General features: G+C 51.2%; 17 protein-coding genes. 15 read left to right on the forward strand and 2 right to left on the reverse strand.

All coding sequences use genetic code 11. The annotated features are described in order from the left end of the window. The 5 genes from HAV38_RS02415 to HAV38_RS02435 all read left to right on the forward strand — a co-directional run bounded on the left by HAV38_RS02415 (position 1) and on the right by HAV38_RS02435 (position 4,865). Positions 1–1,302, forward strand: a complete 1,302-nt coding sequence (locus HAV38_RS02415) for a beta-ketoacyl synthase N-terminal-like domain-containing protein (protein WP_245182156.1) — start codon at positions 1–3, stop codon at positions 1,300–1,302. Beyond that, entirely contained in the window at positions 1,302–1,925 is a 624-nt protein-coding gene (locus HAV38_RS21585) for a hotdog family protein (RefSeq protein ID WP_184013359.1), read from the forward strand. Before HAV38_RS02415 ends, HAV38_RS21585 begins: the two co-directional genes overlap by 1 nt. Further along, entirely contained in the window at positions 1,922–2,707 is a 786-nt protein-coding gene (fabG, locus tag HAV38_RS02425; protein ID WP_184013360.1) for a 3-oxoacyl-ACP reductase FabG, read from the forward strand. The genes HAV38_RS21585 and fabG overlap by 4 nt, the downstream gene beginning before the upstream one ends. Further along, on the forward strand, positions 2,704–3,933 hold the full coding sequence (locus tag HAV38_RS02430; protein ID WP_168052101.1) for a beta-ketoacyl-ACP synthase: 1,230 nt from the start codon (positions 2,704–2,706) through the stop codon (positions 3,931–3,933). The genes fabG and HAV38_RS02430 overlap by 4 nt, the downstream gene beginning before the upstream one ends. A gap of 119 nt (positions 3,934–4,052) precedes the next feature. Next, entirely contained in the window at positions 4,053–4,865 is an 813-nt protein-coding gene (locus tag HAV38_RS02435; RefSeq protein ID WP_168052103.1) for a 4'-phosphopantetheinyl transferase family protein, read from the forward strand. On the opposite strand, the gene HAV38_RS02440 is transcribed toward HAV38_RS02435, so the two are convergent. Then, positions 4,862–5,386, reverse strand: coding sequence for a polyhydroxyalkanoate granule-associated phasin (locus HAV38_RS02440; RefSeq protein WP_168052105.1), 525 nt, complete (start codon positions 5,384–5,386; stop codon positions 4,862–4,864). The two genes, HAV38_RS02435 and HAV38_RS02440, sit on opposite strands and share 4 nt — an antisense overlap. A 304-nt stretch (positions 5,387–5,690) precedes the next feature. On the opposite strand from HAV38_RS02440, the gene surE reads away from it, so the two are divergent. The 5 genes from surE (at position 5,691) to rlmD (ending at position 11,438) form a co-directional block, all read left to right on the forward strand. Continuing rightward, entirely contained in the window at positions 5,691–6,428 is a 738-nt protein-coding gene (gene surE, locus HAV38_RS02445; RefSeq protein WP_168052107.1) for a 5'/3'-nucleotidase SurE, read from the forward strand. After that, positions 6,425–7,366 carry a protein-L-isoaspartate(D-aspartate) O-methyltransferase gene (locus HAV38_RS02450; protein WP_168052109.1) on the forward strand — a complete coding sequence of 314 codons (942 nt, stop codon included), beginning with the start codon at positions 6,425–6,427 and terminating at the stop codon, positions 7,364–7,366. Before surE ends, HAV38_RS02450 begins: the two co-directional genes overlap by 4 nt. Positions 7,367–7,521: 155 nt before the next feature. Then, entirely contained in the window at positions 7,522–8,604 is a 1,083-nt protein-coding gene (locus HAV38_RS02455; RefSeq protein WP_168052111.1) for a peptidoglycan DD-metalloendopeptidase family protein, read from the forward strand. Between the two features lie 150 nt (positions 8,605–8,754). After that, entirely contained in the window at positions 8,755–9,825 is a 1,071-nt protein-coding gene (gene rpoS, locus HAV38_RS02460) for an RNA polymerase sigma factor RpoS (protein ID WP_375791647.1), read from the forward strand. Positions 9,826–10,073: 248 nt separating this feature from the next. Next, positions 10,074–11,438 carry a 23S rRNA (uracil(1939)-C(5))-methyltransferase RlmD gene (gene rlmD, locus HAV38_RS02465; protein WP_168052113.1) on the forward strand — a complete coding sequence of 455 codons (1,365 nt, stop codon included), beginning with the start codon at positions 10,074–10,076 and terminating at the stop codon, positions 11,436–11,438. 114 nt (positions 11,439–11,552) lie between these two features. On the opposite strand, the gene HAV38_RS02470 is transcribed toward rlmD, so the two are convergent. Then, positions 11,553–12,254 (reverse strand): Bax inhibitor-1/YccA family protein, encoded by a 702-nt coding sequence (locus HAV38_RS02470; RefSeq protein WP_168052115.1) that lies wholly within the window; start codon positions 12,252–12,254, stop codon positions 11,553–11,555. Between the two features lie 437 nt (positions 12,255–12,691). On the opposite strand from HAV38_RS02470, the gene ndk reads away from it, so the two are divergent. The 5 genes from ndk (at position 12,692) to ispG (ending at position 17,637) form a co-directional block, all read left to right on the forward strand. Further along, positions 12,692–13,117 carry a nucleoside-diphosphate kinase gene (gene ndk, locus HAV38_RS02475; RefSeq protein ID WP_168052117.1) on the forward strand — a complete coding sequence of 142 codons (426 nt, stop codon included), beginning with the start codon at positions 12,692–12,694 and terminating at the stop codon, positions 13,115–13,117. A 313-nt stretch (positions 13,118–13,430) separates the two neighbouring features. Next, entirely contained in the window at positions 13,431–14,606 is a 1,176-nt protein-coding gene (gene rlmN / locus HAV38_RS02480; RefSeq protein ID WP_184013361.1) for a dual-specificity RNA methyltransferase RlmN, read from the forward strand. Then, entirely contained in the window at positions 14,603–15,424 is an 822-nt protein-coding gene (gene pilW, locus HAV38_RS02485; protein ID WP_245182157.1) for a type IV pilus biogenesis/stability protein PilW, read from the forward strand. Before rlmN ends, pilW begins: the two co-directional genes overlap by 4 nt. Continuing rightward, a complete protein-coding gene (locus tag HAV38_RS02490) occupies positions 15,417–16,349 on the forward strand; it encodes a helix-turn-helix domain-containing protein (RefSeq protein WP_168052121.1) in 933 nt (310 codons plus the stop codon). The genes pilW and HAV38_RS02490 overlap by 8 nt, the downstream gene beginning before the upstream one ends. A 19-nt stretch (positions 16,350–16,368) precedes the next feature. Then, a complete protein-coding gene (gene ispG / locus HAV38_RS02495) occupies positions 16,369–17,637 on the forward strand; it encodes a flavodoxin-dependent (E)-4-hydroxy-3-methylbut-2-enyl-diphosphate synthase (RefSeq protein ID WP_221313751.1) in 1,269 nt (422 codons plus the stop codon). Positions 17,638–17,720: the final 83 nt, after the last annotated feature.

Consider the following 17,720-nt stretch of genomic DNA (forward strand, 5'->3'; position numbering starts at 1 on the left):
ATGTTTTATTTAAATGAACTCGGACTTGTTTGTGCGCTGGGTGACACCCATGCCGCGATCCGCGACAACCTGTTCTCAGGGCGGAGCGGTCTGGTTATGTCTGATCGCTATTCGTCCTCCGGCGCGCTGCCAGTGGGCGCGGTCAGGGGTGTATTGGCGGAGATGGATCCTGATAAATTTCCGTTGGCCCATCGTAGTCGGAATAATCAGTTGTTACTCACTGCGTTAACGCAAATTCGACCAGCGGTGGACGCGGCGATCGCGCGCTATGGTTCTCACCGAATCGCTATTGTGCTGGGCACCAGCACTTCCGGAATTGCGGAGAGCGAGGCTGCGTTTAAAGCCGCGTACAGAGCTGGGAATAAAGCCGCGAATACAGCCGGAAATACAGCAGGAAATACGGCCACGCTTAAAGACTCACCTGTCAGCGGTCAAGAACTTGACGCAATTAATCGGGCATCAAGCGCTGGCAACAGGATAACTTTTCCACCCGAATTTACTTATAGCCAGCAAGAAATGGGTTCTGCCGCAGTGATGCTGGCTTGGGCATTAGGGGTGACCGGCCCCGCATATGTGCATTCGAGCGCATGCGCATCCAGCGCCAAGGCCATGGCGAGTGCTGCGCGCTTGATTCAGATGGGCCTTGCTGACGTGGTCATTACGGGAGGCGTCGATTCATTGTGCGCGTTTACTATTGCCGGTTTTGGCGCACTGGCATCGGTCAGCAACACCCCTTGCAATCCATTCAGCGCCAATCGTAACGGCATTAACATCGGTGAGGGAGCCGCCCTGTTTTTGATGAGCGCGCAACCGGGGACGGTCGCGTTGCGCGGATGGGGAGAGTCTTCCGACGGCCATCATATTTCTGCGCCCGACCCTAGCGGCGACGGCGCCCGCAGCGCTATCGGCCAGGCACTTAGGCGCGCTGGCATTGGTGCTACCCAAATCGACTACATTAATTTGCACGGTACAGCGACGCCACAAAATGACGCAATGGAAAGTCTGGTGGTCAATCAACTTTTTGGTGCTGATATGCCTGCCGGTTCAACTAAAGGTTACACCGGCCATACGTTAGGTGCGGCGGGCGCTATCGAAGCAGCTTTGTGTTGGCTAGCAATGCAGGATGACAATCCGGCGGGCCGGTTACCGGTGCATTTGTGGGATGGCGTTGTCGATAACGATTTGCCAGCTTTGAATCTGGTCCCGGCGGGATATCGACTCGGTCGCCCCTTGCGCTGGGCGTTGAGTAATTCATTTGCCTTTGGCGGGGCTAATGCTGCGTTGGTGATGGGACGAGAATAGTGACTAAACCTACTACAATGCTACCCGATATTCGCAGCGTATTGCCCCATTCTGGCGCTATGGTATTGCTAGACCGGATACTATCAGTTCAGGGTGACCGCCTGCTGGCCGAGGTGACCATTCGACCTGACAGTTTATTCACTGGGATTGATGGCGTCGGTAGCTGGATCGGTCTCGAATACATGGCGCAGGCTATTGCCGCGTTTGCTGGTTGCACGGCACATTCCGCGGGCAAAGCAGCCAAAGTAGGATTTCTTTTGGGCGCACGGCGTTACACAACTGATTGCTCTTTTTTCGCGCCTGACGCTGTTCTGCACGTGGCGGTTCAGCGGATTTTGCAAGCGGATAATGGCCTCGGATCGTTTGGGTGCCAGATTTATCAAGTGATCAATGATAGTAGTGTTACAAATTCGGGTAATGTCAGTGATGCAGCCAGTTCAGCGGACGAGATTAATGCGGTCAGTTGTGGGATAGCTAATACAGATGAGTTTAATCCTTATGTTCGTGCGCAACATGCTACGGACCGCGTGTCCTTTAGTAGAATGCTGCCTTTGGCGCATGCGACCATCACTGTGTTTCAGCCCAGCGATGTGACAAGTTTTCTAGAAGGAATGGCGGAATGAAGGTGGTAACGAACAATAACGCGGCTGGCACCAAGGTGGTCGGTATCGCAGACAGCTTAAATAAGTCGGTACTGGTAACGGGCTCGAGCCGCGGCATCGGAAAAGCCATCGCGTTGCGTTTAGCACGTGATGGTTATGACATCATTCTGCACTGCCATCAGCAGCGTCAGGCAGCAGATGCGGTGGCAGAAACAATCCAGTCGATGGGACGGCAGGTGCGTGTTGTACAGTTTGATATCAGTGATCGACAGTTAAGTGCAGATATTTTATTGGCGGACATCGCATTGCATGATTGCTACTACGGCATCGTTTGTAATGCAGGCGTCGCCCGCGATAATGCTTTTCCCGCTATGTCCGGTGAAGACTGGGATATCGTGTTGAAGACCAATCTGGACGGGTTTTACAATGTTCTTAATCCATTGATCATGCCGATGGTGCATCGTCGTGCTCCCGGCCGGATCGTGACGTTGGCGTCGGTGTCGGGTTTGATTGGAAACCGCGGGCAGGTGAATTATAGTGCAGCCAAAGCTGGCATTATCGGTGCCACCAAAGCGCTGGCGATTGAGCTGGCCAAACGTCACATTACCGTGAACTGTGTTGCACCCGGCTTGATTGAGACCGACATGATCGCAGACGTGCCGCTAGAAGAAGCGTTAAAGATGATCCCTGCAAGGCGCGTCGGAAAGCCGGAAGAAGTCGCTGCGACGGTCAGTTTCTTGATGGGGGCGGACGCTGCGTATATTACGCGTCAGGTTATTTCGGTCAATGGAGGCATGGCATGACGCCGCGACGCGTGGCAGTCACCGGCATGGCAGGTATCAGTCCGATAGGGTGCGACTGGACCAGTGTTCGCGCGCATCTTGGCAGTTATCGTAACGCGATCGTGCGGATGGAGGAGTGGGCGGATTATGATGGCCTGAACACCCAGTTAGGCGCGCCAGCGGCAGAATTTGCGCTTTCCGAACTTTATACACGCCGCAGCACGCGCAGTATGGGCCGGATCGCACTGATGGCAACCCGGGCCACTGAACTGGCGCTGACCGACGCGGGTTTGATCAATGATCCTGTCATTAAAAACGGCAGTTGTGGCATCGCGTACGGCTCGTCGGCGGGTACGCCAAAGGCTATCGGCGATTTCGGCAAAATGATGGAAGAGCGATCCACCAAAGGCATTAACGCTACCACTTATATCAAGATGATGGCGCATACTGCACCGGTTAATATCGGCGTGTTCTTTGGGATCACCGGCCGCGTTATAACGACCTCCAGCGCCTGTACTTCCGGCAGCCAGGGGATCGGCTACGCCTATGAAGCCATATCCAGTGGTCATCAAAATATCATGATCGCGGGGGGTGCTGAAGAACTATGCGCAACCGAAGCAGCCGTTTTTGACACGCTATTTGCTACCAGTATTCGCAACGACACTGCGCAGTTGACGCCAAGACCGTTTGACCTTAACCGCGACGGTCTGGTCATCGGCGAGGGCGCGGGAACGTTAATTTTGGAAGAGATGAACCACGCGTTGGCACGCGGCGCCAAAATTTATGCCGAAGTGGTGGGATTTGGTACCAATAGCGATGGTTGTCACGTAACGCATCCCAATACCGATACGATGCGTATCGCGATGGAATTAGCGCTGAAAGATGCGAACTTACCACCATCTGCCATCGGTTATGTCAGTGCACATGGAACCGGTACGGAACAGGGCGATATCGCTGAGTCGCACGCTACCCATCAGTTATTTGGTAATGCGGTCCCGGTGAGTTCGCTCAAAAGTTATACCGGCCACACCCTGGGCGCGTGCGGCGCTCTTGAGGCCTGGACCGGCATTCATATGATGCAGGAAGGGTGGTTCGCGCCGACAATTAATTTGACAAATGTAGACCCGCGTTGCGCAGATCTGGATTACATCGTTAATACAGGGCGGCGGCTCGAATGCGACTATTTTATGTCGAATAATTTTGCGTTCGGCGGAATTAATACGTCTTTAATTTTCAAAAAAATCTGATCGAAAGTGCGGCATGGTAATGTTTTCCACAACCTGCAGCAGAGTGATATTAATCTGAGGCTGCAATTATTTGCATTGTTAAAGAGATTTCCAATGGTTTCGCAAAGCGAGAGATGTCCATGTACTCTGCCGTAATCTGGCTCGTTGATGGAAGCGGCTGGTCCAATCAAATGTTATCTCCCTGGCTCGCTTGTCTAACGGTCGAGGAACAGCTGCGTTATACACGTTTTATCCGACCTCTGCGTCAACGAGAGTTTTTGATAGGCCGCGTTCTTTTGCGCTTTGCGATTGCCAGACTCGGTAGCGTCGCGTTCAGTGATGTCAGTATTGCTACCGCGGAAACTGGTGCACCGGTTGCGATCGTGCCGCGCTGGCCAGCTACCAAGGGCGACCGGCCACATATTAGTTTATCTCACAGTCGTGGATGGGTCGCTTGCGCGGTGAGCGCCGACACAACGATCGGTCTCGACATTGAACTACCCGATCCTGATCGTGACTTTCCAGCGTTGGCCGCCGTTGCGTTCGGTGTCAGCGAGAGTAAATGGCTTTCCCGGCAACCGGAAGCGGTGAGAACAGCCGAATTTTATAAATTGTGGTGCGCCAAAGAAGCGTTGTTTAAATTATCCTCCAACGTCAACAGTCAGCTGACGCAGTTTGAACGCAATAATGAAGGCATTAATGAAGGCATTAATGAAGGCATGAGTGAACGCATGAGTGAACGCATGAGCGAACCCGTTAATGACGGCTCAAAAGAAACATCCGATCAGGAGGGACATCTTTACGCAATACCACATCAACAACTTTTTGCTTGTTTGTGTAGTACCCATCCACTAGCAGCGCCGTCGCTGATCGAATTGGCTGGCGACTCACCGTATGCATGGTCGCAATATGCCGACAGGCACTTACCGGACGGCATGCCGAGCGCACTCTAGGCCGGTTTTAGCTTGCCCAACCGTTTGGCATTTGCCGTCGCTCTGGAGTGCAATGGGTGTAAGCCGGTTTGCGCGACGTCAGCAAGCGACGCATTGATCTGCGACAATGCCTTGGCAGAGCGCGTTATTTGTCGATAAATCATTTGGTTCCGCCCCGACGAAATGGGCTTAAGAAATGTTCCTGCTGCCAATGCCAGGAGGCCTTTGGTGCCGTTTAAAAGTTCTTGTAATGCAAGTTTCGCGACCTGCTGCTGCAGCCCCATCAGGCGCATGGTTATGGCATACGTCGATTCGGTCAGTGCGTCGATTTTTTCCTGACCCATCAAGCTAAATTCGTCCTTATCCCTTTGGTTAGGCATAGGTCCGGCGAGTGCCATGCGCGTTGTGCGGTGACTGATGACCTGCGCCGAGGCAGTCATCATTTCAGAAGTTTGGGCCGCAACGTCGTTCCAGACAGCGTATGGGTTTTCTTGAGCATCTACCATGCTTGCTTTCGTTAAAGGCATAGGCTTGGTTTTCATTGTGGTTCCTTTTTTTGGGGGATAAGTGAATACCGCGAGGACGCAGAAAAAACCTTGGCGGATTCAAACTTCAGAAGTCCTCTGTTGGTGAAAAAATATGAAAAACATGCGCTGTTAACGCTAACAATACTCTTTTTTATAAATTTTTGTTGAATATTTGTTGCGGTGCAATATTCGCGGATGACATTATCGTAAACGCTTGAATAATACAAAAAATGCCTTATTTAGCGGGGATTGATCAATCAATCCTGAAATACGCAAATTTGTACGTAGTCCCATTGCAGGCTTCAGGTAAAATTCTGCTATGAAAATTCTCATCAGCAACGACGATGGTTATCTCGCGCCCGGCATTATCGCCCTTGCAAACGCGCTCGCGCCAATCGCAGAGATTGTGGTGGTCGCGCCCGACAGTAATCGGTCCGGATCGTCTAATTCCCTGACATTGGATCGACCGTTAACGGTGCAACGGGCGGAGAATGGATTCTATTTTATTAACGGTACGCCGTCCGATTGCGTCCATGTCGCACTGACTGGCATGCTCAATTTTCGGCCCGACTTGATCGTGTCCGGAATAAATCAGGGGCAGAATATGGGTGACGATACCTTGTATTCGGGAACCGTAGCGGCCGCTACCGAGGGTTTCCTGTTCGGGATTCCTTCCATCGCGTTTTCACAGGTAAGCAAAGGTTGGGAGGAACTGGACGCCGCCGCAAAGGTAGCCCGCGAGATCGTCGAGCGCCAGTTTGCCACGTTGCCGCAGCCGTTTCTCTTGAACGTGAACATCCCCAATCTACCCTACGATCAGATTAAACCCCCCATCGCAACGCGCTTGGGCAAGCGCCACGTTTCCGAACCTGTTATAAAGACCAAAGATCCGCACGGTCGTGAAATTTATTGGATCGGTCCGGCTGGCGCAGCTAAAGATGCTAGCGAAGGGACCGATTTTTGTGCAATCGCCCAAGGCCACGTTTCTGTCACACCATTGCAGATCGATCTCACGCATGCCGCGCAACTCCTTGCATTATCAAAGGATTTGTTATGACGGAAGCGCCCAAACGTTTCCCTTTGACGCTGGCGGCCCTCGTTGATGCCAAATCGAAGACTTCGGGCCTACGAACCACCCGTATTGTTGCAACGCCGCAGACCGCTACCAGAAACGCAGCTTCCGATAGCGCTAAATCGCCTTCAACTAATAATCCTTATATTCCCGCGCCCAAAAAGCCACAAGGTTTTAATCCTGCTCCCTCTGCCGTAAGTGCTGGCAAGTCATCGCCAGCAAAATCACTACCTGTTACAAACCTTGGTTCCCGGCACCTGACTGAGGACCGACCGACACCGCTGGTTTCCGAAGGCGTGCGCAAAGCTATGGTCGCCCGGATAGCAAAACAAGGCGTCAGGGATGTCAGTGTGCTGGCCGCGATGGAGGCGGTGCCGCGCCATATGTTTGTGGAGCCGGGTCTGGCTAGTCAGGCTTATATTGATGCCTCGTTACCGATTGGCCAACACCAGACGATCTCTCAACCGTATATTGTCGCTCGTATGATAGAGGTAATGCGTGACAACCAGCACGGCGGGGTGCTCAACCGTGTGTTAGAAATTGGTACCGGTTGTGGCTATCAGGCGGCGGTGTTGTCGTTGGTGGCAAAGGAGGTGTATTCGATCGAGCGTATCAAACCACTGCATGAATTGGCGAGGACCAATTTGCGCCCCTTGCGCGTAGCAAATATCCGCCTGCATTACGGAGATGGTATGCTTGGGCTGCCGCAAGCGGCGCCTTTTGACGGAATTATTCTTGCTGCAGCCGGGCTGGAAGTACCCCAAGCATTGCTGGATCAGATGGCGATAGGCGGTCGTCTGGTGGCACCGGTGGGTTCGCGCCAGCAAGTATTGCAGTTGATCCAGCGTATAAGTAAATTCGAATGGACCAGTACTACCTTAGAAGATTGTCATTTTGTGCCGCTGCGGGCTGGTACTGTATGACTACAGTGACCGAGGGCTTTCGAAGTCATCCGAGCGGCGCCCGGGTCTGCTGGCCACTTACTCGGCCCGACCAACGTGGGCCGACCTACGTACCTGTCGTAGTCGAACAGAATTGAATTTAACCGCGACCCGTCGCAAATAAAATTGTAATGAGAATGAAGAAAACACGCCTTGTATTGCTAGGAATATTAGTCGGCTTAGTCGCCGCATGTACGACCACCCGGACCCCCGCGCCGGTCGTGGAACGAAGAGTCGGCGGTCCGACAGTAAATTCCGTCTCCAATAGCACCAATGCCGTTTCTGGCGCACTTAAGGCTAGCGGTCCTGGCTATTACACCGTGAAAAAAGGCGATACCCTTTACCGGATTGCACTGGAATTTGGTCAAAGTTATCGCGATATTGTTACCTGGAATAATCTCAACAACGCTAATGATATCAAGGTTGATCAGGTATTGCGGGTGCAACCTCCAGAGGCAGGCGGGGGGCTTGCAGGCGCTCCCCAGATGGGCAACGTTTCGAGCGAATCCGGCGTTGAAGTCAGGCAACTGGGTTCAACCCCTTCGAATGCTTCGCCATCTGCGGTTGCGGGTGCAAATGGTGCAAATGGTGCGAATGGTGCGAATGGTGCAATCACTGGCGGTAACAAGACAATGCCCCGTGGCGATAAGCGTGCGTATTCGGATAGCGCGTTGGCCGAATTGCAAAGACCGGATGCGCCTTCGACCAACGAAATGCGATCTGAGGTGAGGCCGGATGCACGGCCCGAATCACGGTCAGAATCACGATCAGAATCACGCACGGATACGAAGCCGGAAGCGTCAAAGAACAACGAGAAGGCAGTGCCTGCACCAAGCGTTGCCAGCGGCGGCGATGATCGCGTTGACTGGATGTGGCCCTCAGAAGGTAAATTGTCAGGCGGTTTCGATCAAGGCAAGAAGGGCATCGATATTGCCGGAAAATCCGGTCAGCCGGTAATGGCAGCAGCGTCAGGTAAAGTCATGTATGCAGGGAGTGGTATCCGGGGCTATGGCAATCTTGTCATCGTTAAACATACCAATAATTTATTGTCCGCCTATGCGCATAACAAGGTTATTCTTGTAAAAGAGGGTCAAGCTGTCACCAAAGGGCAAAAGATCGCAGAGATGGGGAATTCGGACAGTGAATCCACTAAACTGCATTTTGAAATCCGTCAACAGGGTAAGCCAGTGGATCCAACAAAATTTCTACCTAGTCGCTAATGTTCGCGCGGCGCGATAGAATAGATGCGAATAAGTGGTAGCTGGCAGAAAGTAGAACAGTGCACCAGAACGAAGCAGAGCAGGGTAACGGAATGTGTTCAATGAGGGTTTCAACGGCTAATTAACCAAGCGCAACCAAGCGAACGACTAATGAACAAGCGCCTCCCTGCTCGACTAAGCAATCAAGAAAAAATGTCATCGGAAGACTTGCCGGATGACATTCTCAATGATCACGATATAACTGCTGAAAAAGATGCCATTGAGTGTGGCGATGATGCCGAGGTCAGTGATATTGAGGATGGCATCGATGTAGCGGAGGGTGTTGAGGGTGTCGTAGTGGTAGTTGACGGGGTGGATGAACTTAAAAAAGTCCTGGCAGCGGAGTTGTCGACCGATACCACCCAGCATTACCTGAATCAGATTGGTACCCGCCCGTTACTGACTGTTCCCGAGGAAGTACATTTCGCGACGTTGGCCAAGCTGGGGGATTTTCCGGCACGCCAAAAAATGATCGAGCACAATTTGCGTCTGGTGGTCTCGATCGCAAAACATTACATTAATCGCGGGGTGACCCTACTTGATTTGATTGAGGAGGGAAACCTGGGCCTGATGCGGGCCATCGATAAGTTTGAGCCAGAACGCGGTTTTCGCTTTTCCACCTACGCCACCTGGTGGATACGCCAAAGTATCGAACGCGCCATCATGAATCAGGCCCGCACTGTGCGTTTACCGGTCCATATGGTGCGCGAACTAAATCAAATCCTGCGCGCAAAATATCATCTTGAGGCCCAGCATCACGACGGTAAAGACGCCAATGCCGAGGATATCGCCCATCTGGTTGGTCGCCCGGTTGATGAGGTCCAGACGGTGTTAGCGCTTTCCGAGCACGCAACCTCGCTGGACGCACCTCTGGACCAAGATCCAATGGCCAGTCTGATGGACTTACTTCCGAGTGCCACCGAAGATAATCCCGACTCTTGCGCCGAGCAAAAAGAAACCTCAATTTTAGTGCGGTTCTGGCTGGAACGACTTACCGATAAGCAACGCAACGTGATCATGCGGCGTTTTGGTCTCGATAATGACGATCCTTCAACGCTGGAAGAGTTGGCGCTCGAAATCGGCGTTACCCGCGAGCGGGTGAGGCAGATTCAGCAAGAGGCGCTGGTAAAGCTGAAACGCTTGCTGGGTGCAAAAGGTGTTGATAAGGATGCCTTTTTATAGTCCTTAACTTTATTGACAACGGACGGATAAAAGGTGGCGGCTAGTGGACAGATAGTCGTTATAATTCCGTCCTTTCCTAACCTTCTTCATTGCACTTTCAAATCGTTTCTTTGTATTGCAACAGCGCAACATATTCCCGCCTTCCAAGGTTCGAATAATGTCTTCCATTTAATTGGACGCCTTTGGTTTATCGGGCGACGCGGCACAGACGATGCGACGGGTAAATTGCGCAATGTACTCCTCACCCTATGCACCAAGATAACACCATTGATATCAAATCACTCGACATGGATGCGCGCGGTATTGGCCATCTGCAAAATGACGATGGAAGTCAAGGAAAAGTCATTTTTGTCGAGGGTGCTTTGCCCGGAGAAAATGTAAGTTTTCATTCGTTTCGGAAGAAAAAGAAATGGGAATTTGCTACCATGACCGACTTGCACCGAGAGTCGGTGTCGCGGATTAAACCGCGATGTCAGTTTTACGGAGTGTGTGGGGGCTGCGCAATGCAACATCTTGAGCCTAACGCGCAAGTTGCGGTAAAGCAACGGGTGCTGGAAGACAATCTTTGGCATATTAGCAAGATTAAAGCCGACCTAGTGTTGCGGCCGATTTATGGCCCGACTTGGGAGTATCGCTATCGGGCCCGTATTTCGGTACGCAATGTGCCCAAGAAAGGTGGTGTACTGGTTGGGTTTCACGAGCGAAAATCACCCTATGTCACCGATATGACTAGCTGTGACATTTTGCCTGCAAAGGTATCGGCCATGCTTGTGCCGTTACGTGGGCTGATCGGTTCGCTCACGATTATTGAACATTTACCCCAGATTGAGCTGGCCGTCGGCGAGAGTGCGCAGGGCCAAGTCACGGTAATGGTGTTGCGCATCATGGCAGCATTAAGCGCCGAGGATGAAGTAAAGCTGAAGGCTTTCGCTGACGCGTATGAGGTTCAATGGTGGTTGCAAACCGGCCCGCCCGAAACCGCCATACCGTATTATCCGGCTCAAAGCGAATTGTATTACACATTGCCCGAATTCAATGTCCGGATGCCATTTAAACCAACCGATTTCACTCAGGTAAATCACCAAATTAATCGGGTATTGGTAGCTAAAGCGTTACGTTTGCTTGGCGTGCAATCCGAAGACCGGGTGGCCGATTTGTTCTGTGGGTTAGGTAATTTTACGTTACCGCTCGCTACCTTGGCGCGGGAAGTCGTGGGCATTGAGGGTAGCGATGCGCTTGTCGTGCGCTCCAGAGAGAATGCCGTCATCAACCAGTTAGAGGGTAAAACGACTTTTTATAGTCGCAATCTGTTTGAGGTGACTACTGCAGATTTTATTGCACTTGGTCAATTTAACCGAATGCTGATTGATCCTCCGCGCGATGGTGCCGCTACGGTATGCGCCGCTTTGGTAGGGTTGTCTGATATCGGTCGCCGAGACCTGATGCCCACCCGAATCGTGTATGTGTCCTGCAGTCCTTCAACGCTGGCCCGGGACGCGGGAACACTGGCGCAAGGCGGGTATCGATTGTCGCAGGCGGGCGTAGTGAATATGTTTCCGCATACGGCACACGTGGAATCGATAGCAGTATTTGATTTGGTTCAGCCGCAATAACCATGACTGTTTGTCTGTCTGCTCGACCCTCATTGCCATACAAAAAAGCCGACTTGTTTCAGTCGGCTTCCTGTTTTAATCAACCGGTTATTAATTAACCGATTCGCGCTTAAGTCAGTTGCGATTGCCGCCAAAAATACCCAAGAGCGATAAAAGATTAACGAAGATGTTGTAGACATCCAGATAAATACTTAATGTTGCACGAACGTAGTTTGTCTCGCCACCGTTAATAATTTGTTGCACATCATACAAAATATAAGCGGAAAAAATGGCGATAGCGATGACTGAAATTGCAAAATAAAGCGCTGGAATTTGCATAAACATATTGGCTACGCTCGCTAGTACGATAACAATCAGACCTGCAAACAGCCATTTTCCCAAGCCTGAAAAATCACGTTTAGAGACCGTTGCAATCGTCGCCATCACAGCGAATACGATACCGGTACCGCCAAAAGCCAACATAATTAGTGTTCCGCCATTCGAGAACCGGAGCGTGTGCTCAATCAATCGGGTGAGCATTAGTCCCATAAAGAATGTGAAACCTAGCAGAACGACAACACCCCATCCGGTATCTTTGGTTTTTTCGATTGCGTAAAAAAAACCGAATGCGATCGCCATAAAAGCGATGAACCCTATCATCGGACTTCCGGCAAACAGATTGAAGTTCATTTGCACGCCTAGCCAGGCACCCCCAATTGTCGGGATCATAGACAAGGCTAACAACCAGTAAGTATTACGTAACACCCGATTGCGAACGCCGCTGACGCTTGCGGTCGTACCTGTTGTGGCATAACGATGTTGTAAATTTGGATTCATAATTGCCCCTTTAAATGCCTTAATGTAAGCTCTGACTAGCATAACACGTTGGTGGACGGGTATCGTTACAAGCACCGATTCATCCGTCATCCGCGCCCCGAAACGTCGACAGAACGTAGACAGCAAACTTCTTGATAGGTTCTACGAAAACGTCTGCCTCGCTAATGGGTTTTTCTTTGGCACTTGGGTTTCGTGGTAAAATCAAAGGTTGATTGAATAATAAATCAATCTAAAACATCACCCTGGCGGTGGGTTTCGCAATCTGTTTTACTTCACGCAATTTTGTGAGGCTTTGCAAAGGTCGCATACGAGCAAGTGTGCGCCAGATTGTGGCTGAATTATTATTGCGTTATTGCGTTTTAGTGATTGTTTTAGTGATTGTTTTATTGATTTATACATATTAGTTTGACCCTTTTTACTTATTGGAGTTTTTTTAAATGGCAATTGAACGCACACTATCGATTATCAAACCAGACGCAGTCGCTAAAAACGTCATCGGCCAAATTTACAGCCGTTTCGAAACAGCTGGCCTGAAGATCATTGCTGCGCGCATGATACATTTGTCCCGCGCTGAAGCAGAAGGCTTCTACGCAGTACACGCTGCACGCCCGTTCTTCAAAGATCTGGTTGATTTCATGATCTCCGGTCCTGTTATTGTGCAAGCACTAGAAGGCGAAAACGCTGTTCTGACCCACCGTGACCTGATGGGTGCGACCGATCCTAAAAAAGCGGACAAAGGTACGATTCGTGCTGATTTCGCTGATTCTATCGATGCTAACGCGGTACATGGTTCCGATGCCGCTGAAACAGCAGCTGTTGAAATCGCTTATTTCTTCCCAGCATTGAACGTATACTCACGTTAATTCGCAAGTCGAAATTTTGCAACGTGCCCAAGAATTGTTGGGCGCAAGTAAGCGGTAAGTAGCACGCGGGTCTTACACCCGCGTTAAATGCGTATTAATCTTTGCGTCTCAAGCGTTGTTTCTCAAGCTTTGTTTCTCAAGCGTTGTGTATCAAGCTTTGTGTATCCAAGTTTATGAAACGCATAATTTAATGCGCATTAATTAGTTGAAGTTGATAGTAATTAATTGAAGTTGATAGTAGTAGATTGGCGCATCCGATTGCCTGCAAGCATGCTGTGCACAGCGATGAGTCAATAATTAGATGGAATTTGTTATGACAGCTCTCACCAACCTGCTGGATCTGGACCCTGCGCAACTTGTCGAATATTGCGGCGAGTTGGGTGAGAAGCCGTTTCGCGCTAAACAATTGCTCCGCTGGATACATCAGTTCGGGGCGCACGATTTTGAAGCAATGACCGATTTGGCCAAGTCGTTGCGCGACAAACTGGCAACGCGTGCTATGGTTGCCGCGCCCGCAGTGATTAGTGACCATACATCCACCGACGGCACCCGCAAGTGGCTGCTGGATGTGGGCCAGGGTAATGCAGTAGAAGCGGTATTTATTCCTGAAGAAAATCGTGGAACCTTATGTATTTCGACCCAGGCCGGTTGCGCCGTTAATTGTCGTTTTTGCTCTACGGGCAAACAAGGATTCAGTCGGAATTTGACGGTCGGCGAGATTATCGGTCAGTTATGGATGGCCGAATTTGAACTACGTAAATCCAAAAATATCGCACCGGGTCCAAAGGGCGAGCGTCAGATTACCAACGTCGTTATGATGGGCATGGGCGAGCCTCTGCTCAATTATGAACCGACTGTCACTGCGCTGAAATTAATGCTGGACGACAACGCTTACGGTCTTTCACGTCGTCGCGTCACCTTGTCAACCAGTGGCGTAGTGCCGATGATCGACAAATTATCGCAAGATTGTGCTGTGGCGTTGGCGGTCTCCTTGCACGCGTCTAACGATACGTTACGCGACGGACTGGTACCTTTAAACAAAAAATATCCGTTGCGGGAATTGATGGCATCCTGCAAGCGCTATCTTGAATTTGCGCCACGCGACTTTGTGACATTTGAATATTGCATGCTCGACGGCGTTAACGATAGTGACGCCAACGCCCGCGAGTTGATTGCTCTGGTGCAGGGTCGCAGCGGTAGTGAGGCGGTATCTTGCAAATTCAACCTGATTCCGTTCAACCCTTTCCCGGAGTCGGGCCTCAAACGGTCCCATAATCCGCGCATCAAAGCCTTTGCTCAAATCTTGATGGATGCAGGGATTGTCACGACGGTACGTAAAACCCGCGGCGATGATATCGACGCTGCTTGCGGACAACTAGCCGGTGAGGTGCAGGATCGCACCAAAGTGCAGGAACGCATGCAAAAAATGGTTGAGTACCAGACTAAATTTGGTAAAAACTTTGGTCGTATCGTTGAGGTATTCGAGTGAAAGGAGGGGGCTCAATAGTTTTCACCCTGATCGTCGTCACTGTGCTGACGATGTTAGCGGGATGCTCCGCTGTTTCCGGTAACAACCGAATCGATAACGACGACGGCGCACGTCGTGAACTTCCGACCAATTCGGACTTAACCGATGCGCAGCGGCGTGCACGCATCCGGCTTGAACTGGCGGTCGGGTATTATGGACAGGGTCAACTGGAAGTCGCGTTAGATGAAGTAAAGCAGGCCATCAACGCGGACCCAACGCTTGCCGATGCATACAGCGTGCGCGGATTAATTTATATGGACATGGACGAAACCGGTCTAGCAGACGATAATCTCCAGCGCGCGCTCAAGTTAGCACCAAACAATCCGGATATCGCCAATAATTACGGCTGGTTTCTTTGCAAAAATGGACGAGAAAAAGAGTCGATCGCCTATTTTCAGACTGCCTTAAAGAGTCGATTGTATCTTTCTCCTGCCAAGGCGCTTACTAACGCCGGAGTTTGTAGTTTAAAGATGAGGGATATCGCCAGTGCAGAGCGTTATTTTTTGCAGGCTTTTCAGTTTAATGCCGGAAACCCTCTGACTAACGTGCATCTTGCGATGCTGGCAATCGATCGCAATGATGCTGAGCGGGCACGGTTTTATATGGGCCTGGTCACTAAAGTGGACGTGCTAGGGGCAGATGTTTTATGGCTCGCCGTTAAAGTGGAGCGTAAGCTTGGTGACCGCGTAGCGGAAGCAAATCTGGTCACGCAATTGCGTCGGCTTTATCCAGGATCGCCAGAATATGCGTCCTATCAGCGCGGAGTCTTAAATGAGTAAGCCGGAACAACTTATTGCTAAACCCTCCGGCGAGGAAGCAATTCAGAATAACGAACCTGCCGCAGTGCCCGCGCTGTCGGTGGGCGAGCAGCTGGCTCACATGCGGAAGCAGCATGGCTGGTCTATCGACGACGTTGCCAATCAGTTAAAACTTGCACCGCGCCAAATCTATGCCATCGAAACCGATGACTATGATGCGTTGCCGACGATCGTCATGACACGTGGATACATTCGCTCCTATGCGAAGATGTTGGGCCTTGATCCCGCGACAATTCTGCCGAGTACAGTTCCAGTCAATGCGGCCAAAGTGCAGGTATTCGGCAAGCAACCCAACGCAACTATTTTTTCTGAGTCCCGACTGTTACTGGCGGGTCGTAATAGCAGGGTGCCTTATAACTGGATTTTCGGAGTGGTCGGGGTCATCGTGATCGGCCTGGTGCTGGCGCAATTTGGCGGCTTATCCATATTGCGTCAGGCACCGGTTTCATCTGGCTCTTCTTTACCTGCATCGGCAGCCGCCACGTCATCGAACGGGGCAACGGTTGAAACTGGTAATGCAGCGCAGGAGCAGGCAGCAAAAAGCACGGAAAATATCACCGACGGCGCGGCATTGGCACCCGTTGCCGTAGTCGCTGAAGCGCTCAAACCGGGTGTTCCCGCGGTTGGTGCAGTCTCTGCTGTGGGTGCCGTCAACCAGTTGAGCTTAACCTTCAAGCAGGACTCCTGGGTTGAAATAAGACGGGCAGATAAAACTTCCCTCTACTCACGTGTAGGAAAAGCTGGCACTACCGAGACGTTTGATATTAATCAACCCGTCTCTCTTGTTGTGGGTAATCTGGCCGGCGTAGAGGCTACGTTTCGAGGTGCTGCGGTTGATCTGAAGGCCGGTGCAAAGAGTAATATTGCCCGACTCAATCTGAAATAAGTCAGAAAGCGAATTTTCCATGTCGGATATCAATCCTTTTACGTCGTCTGGTCCAGGCGCGCGCCGCGTTAGCCGCATTGCGACGGTAGCCTATGGCGCGCGTCAGATTTTGATCGGTGGCGGTGCACCGGTGGTAGTGCAGTCGATGACCAATACGGATACCGCAGACGCAATTGGTACAGCGATACAGGTTAAGGATCTGGCCCGGGCAGGGTCCGAACTTGTGCGCATTACCGTGGATAGACCGGAAGCGGCACAGGCAGTCCCGGCGATTCGCGAGCAACTCGATAAAATGGGCATTGACGTGCCTTTAGTGGGCGATTTTCACTATAACGGTCACACGCTGCTGAATGATTATCCCGACTGTGCCAAGGCGTTGTCCAAATATCGAATCAACCCCGGAAATGTGGGTAAAGGCGCAAAGCGAGATACCCAGTTTGCACAAATGATCGAGGCAGCCTGCAAATACGACAAACCGGTGCGCATTGGCGTAAATTGGGGAAGTCTTGATCAGGCATTATTGGCGCGGATTATGGACCAGAATGCTCTGCGAAATGAACCTTGGGGCGCGCAGCAGGTCATGTATGAAGCTTTGGTGACCTCGGCCATAGAAAACGCCATCCGCGCGGAAGAGTTGGGATTGGCAGCAGACCGTATTATTCTGTCCTGCAAAGTTTCTGGCGTACAGGATTTGATTGCCGTGTACCGTGAATTGGCGCGTCGCTGCGATTATCCTTTGCACCTGGGATTGACAGAAGCGGGCATGGGAAGCAAAGGCATCGTGGCTTCTACAGCAGCGTTATCGATACTGTTGCAAGAAGGTATAGGCGACACGATCAGGATCTCGCTCACCCCTGAACCGGGCGGCGATCGGACTAAAGAGATAGTGGTGGCGCAGGAGATTTTACAGACGATGGGTTTGCGAAAATTTGCACCCATGGTGATTGCATGCCCAGGATGCGGCCGCACCACATCAACGGTATTCCAGGATTTGGCGGATAAAATTCAAACCTACCTGCGCGATCAGATGCCGGTATGGAAAAAAGCTTATCCCGGTGTTGAAGGCATGAACGTCGCTGTCATGGGTTGTATCGTCAATGGACCGGGCGAATCCAAACATGCAAATATAGGCATCAGCCTGCCGGGCACGGGTGAGTCGCCCGCTGCACCAGTTTTTATTGACGGTGAAAAAAAGATGACCTTGCGCGGTGAGCGGATCGCCGAGGAATTTCAGGGAATTGTGCTCGACTATGTCAAGAAACGCTACTCCGGACAGACTGTTGGGTAGATTTTGATGCATAGGTTCTGATGTACGACTTATCGGTTAGTCGTCGGAGCGAAGTGTCTTCAATGTTGTAGGCAAAACAGAAT

Source organism: Glaciimonas immobilis (genome assembly GCF_011947285.1).
Classification (GTDB): domain Bacteria; phylum Pseudomonadota; class Gammaproteobacteria; order Burkholderiales; family Burkholderiaceae_D; genus Glaciimonas; species Glaciimonas immobilis.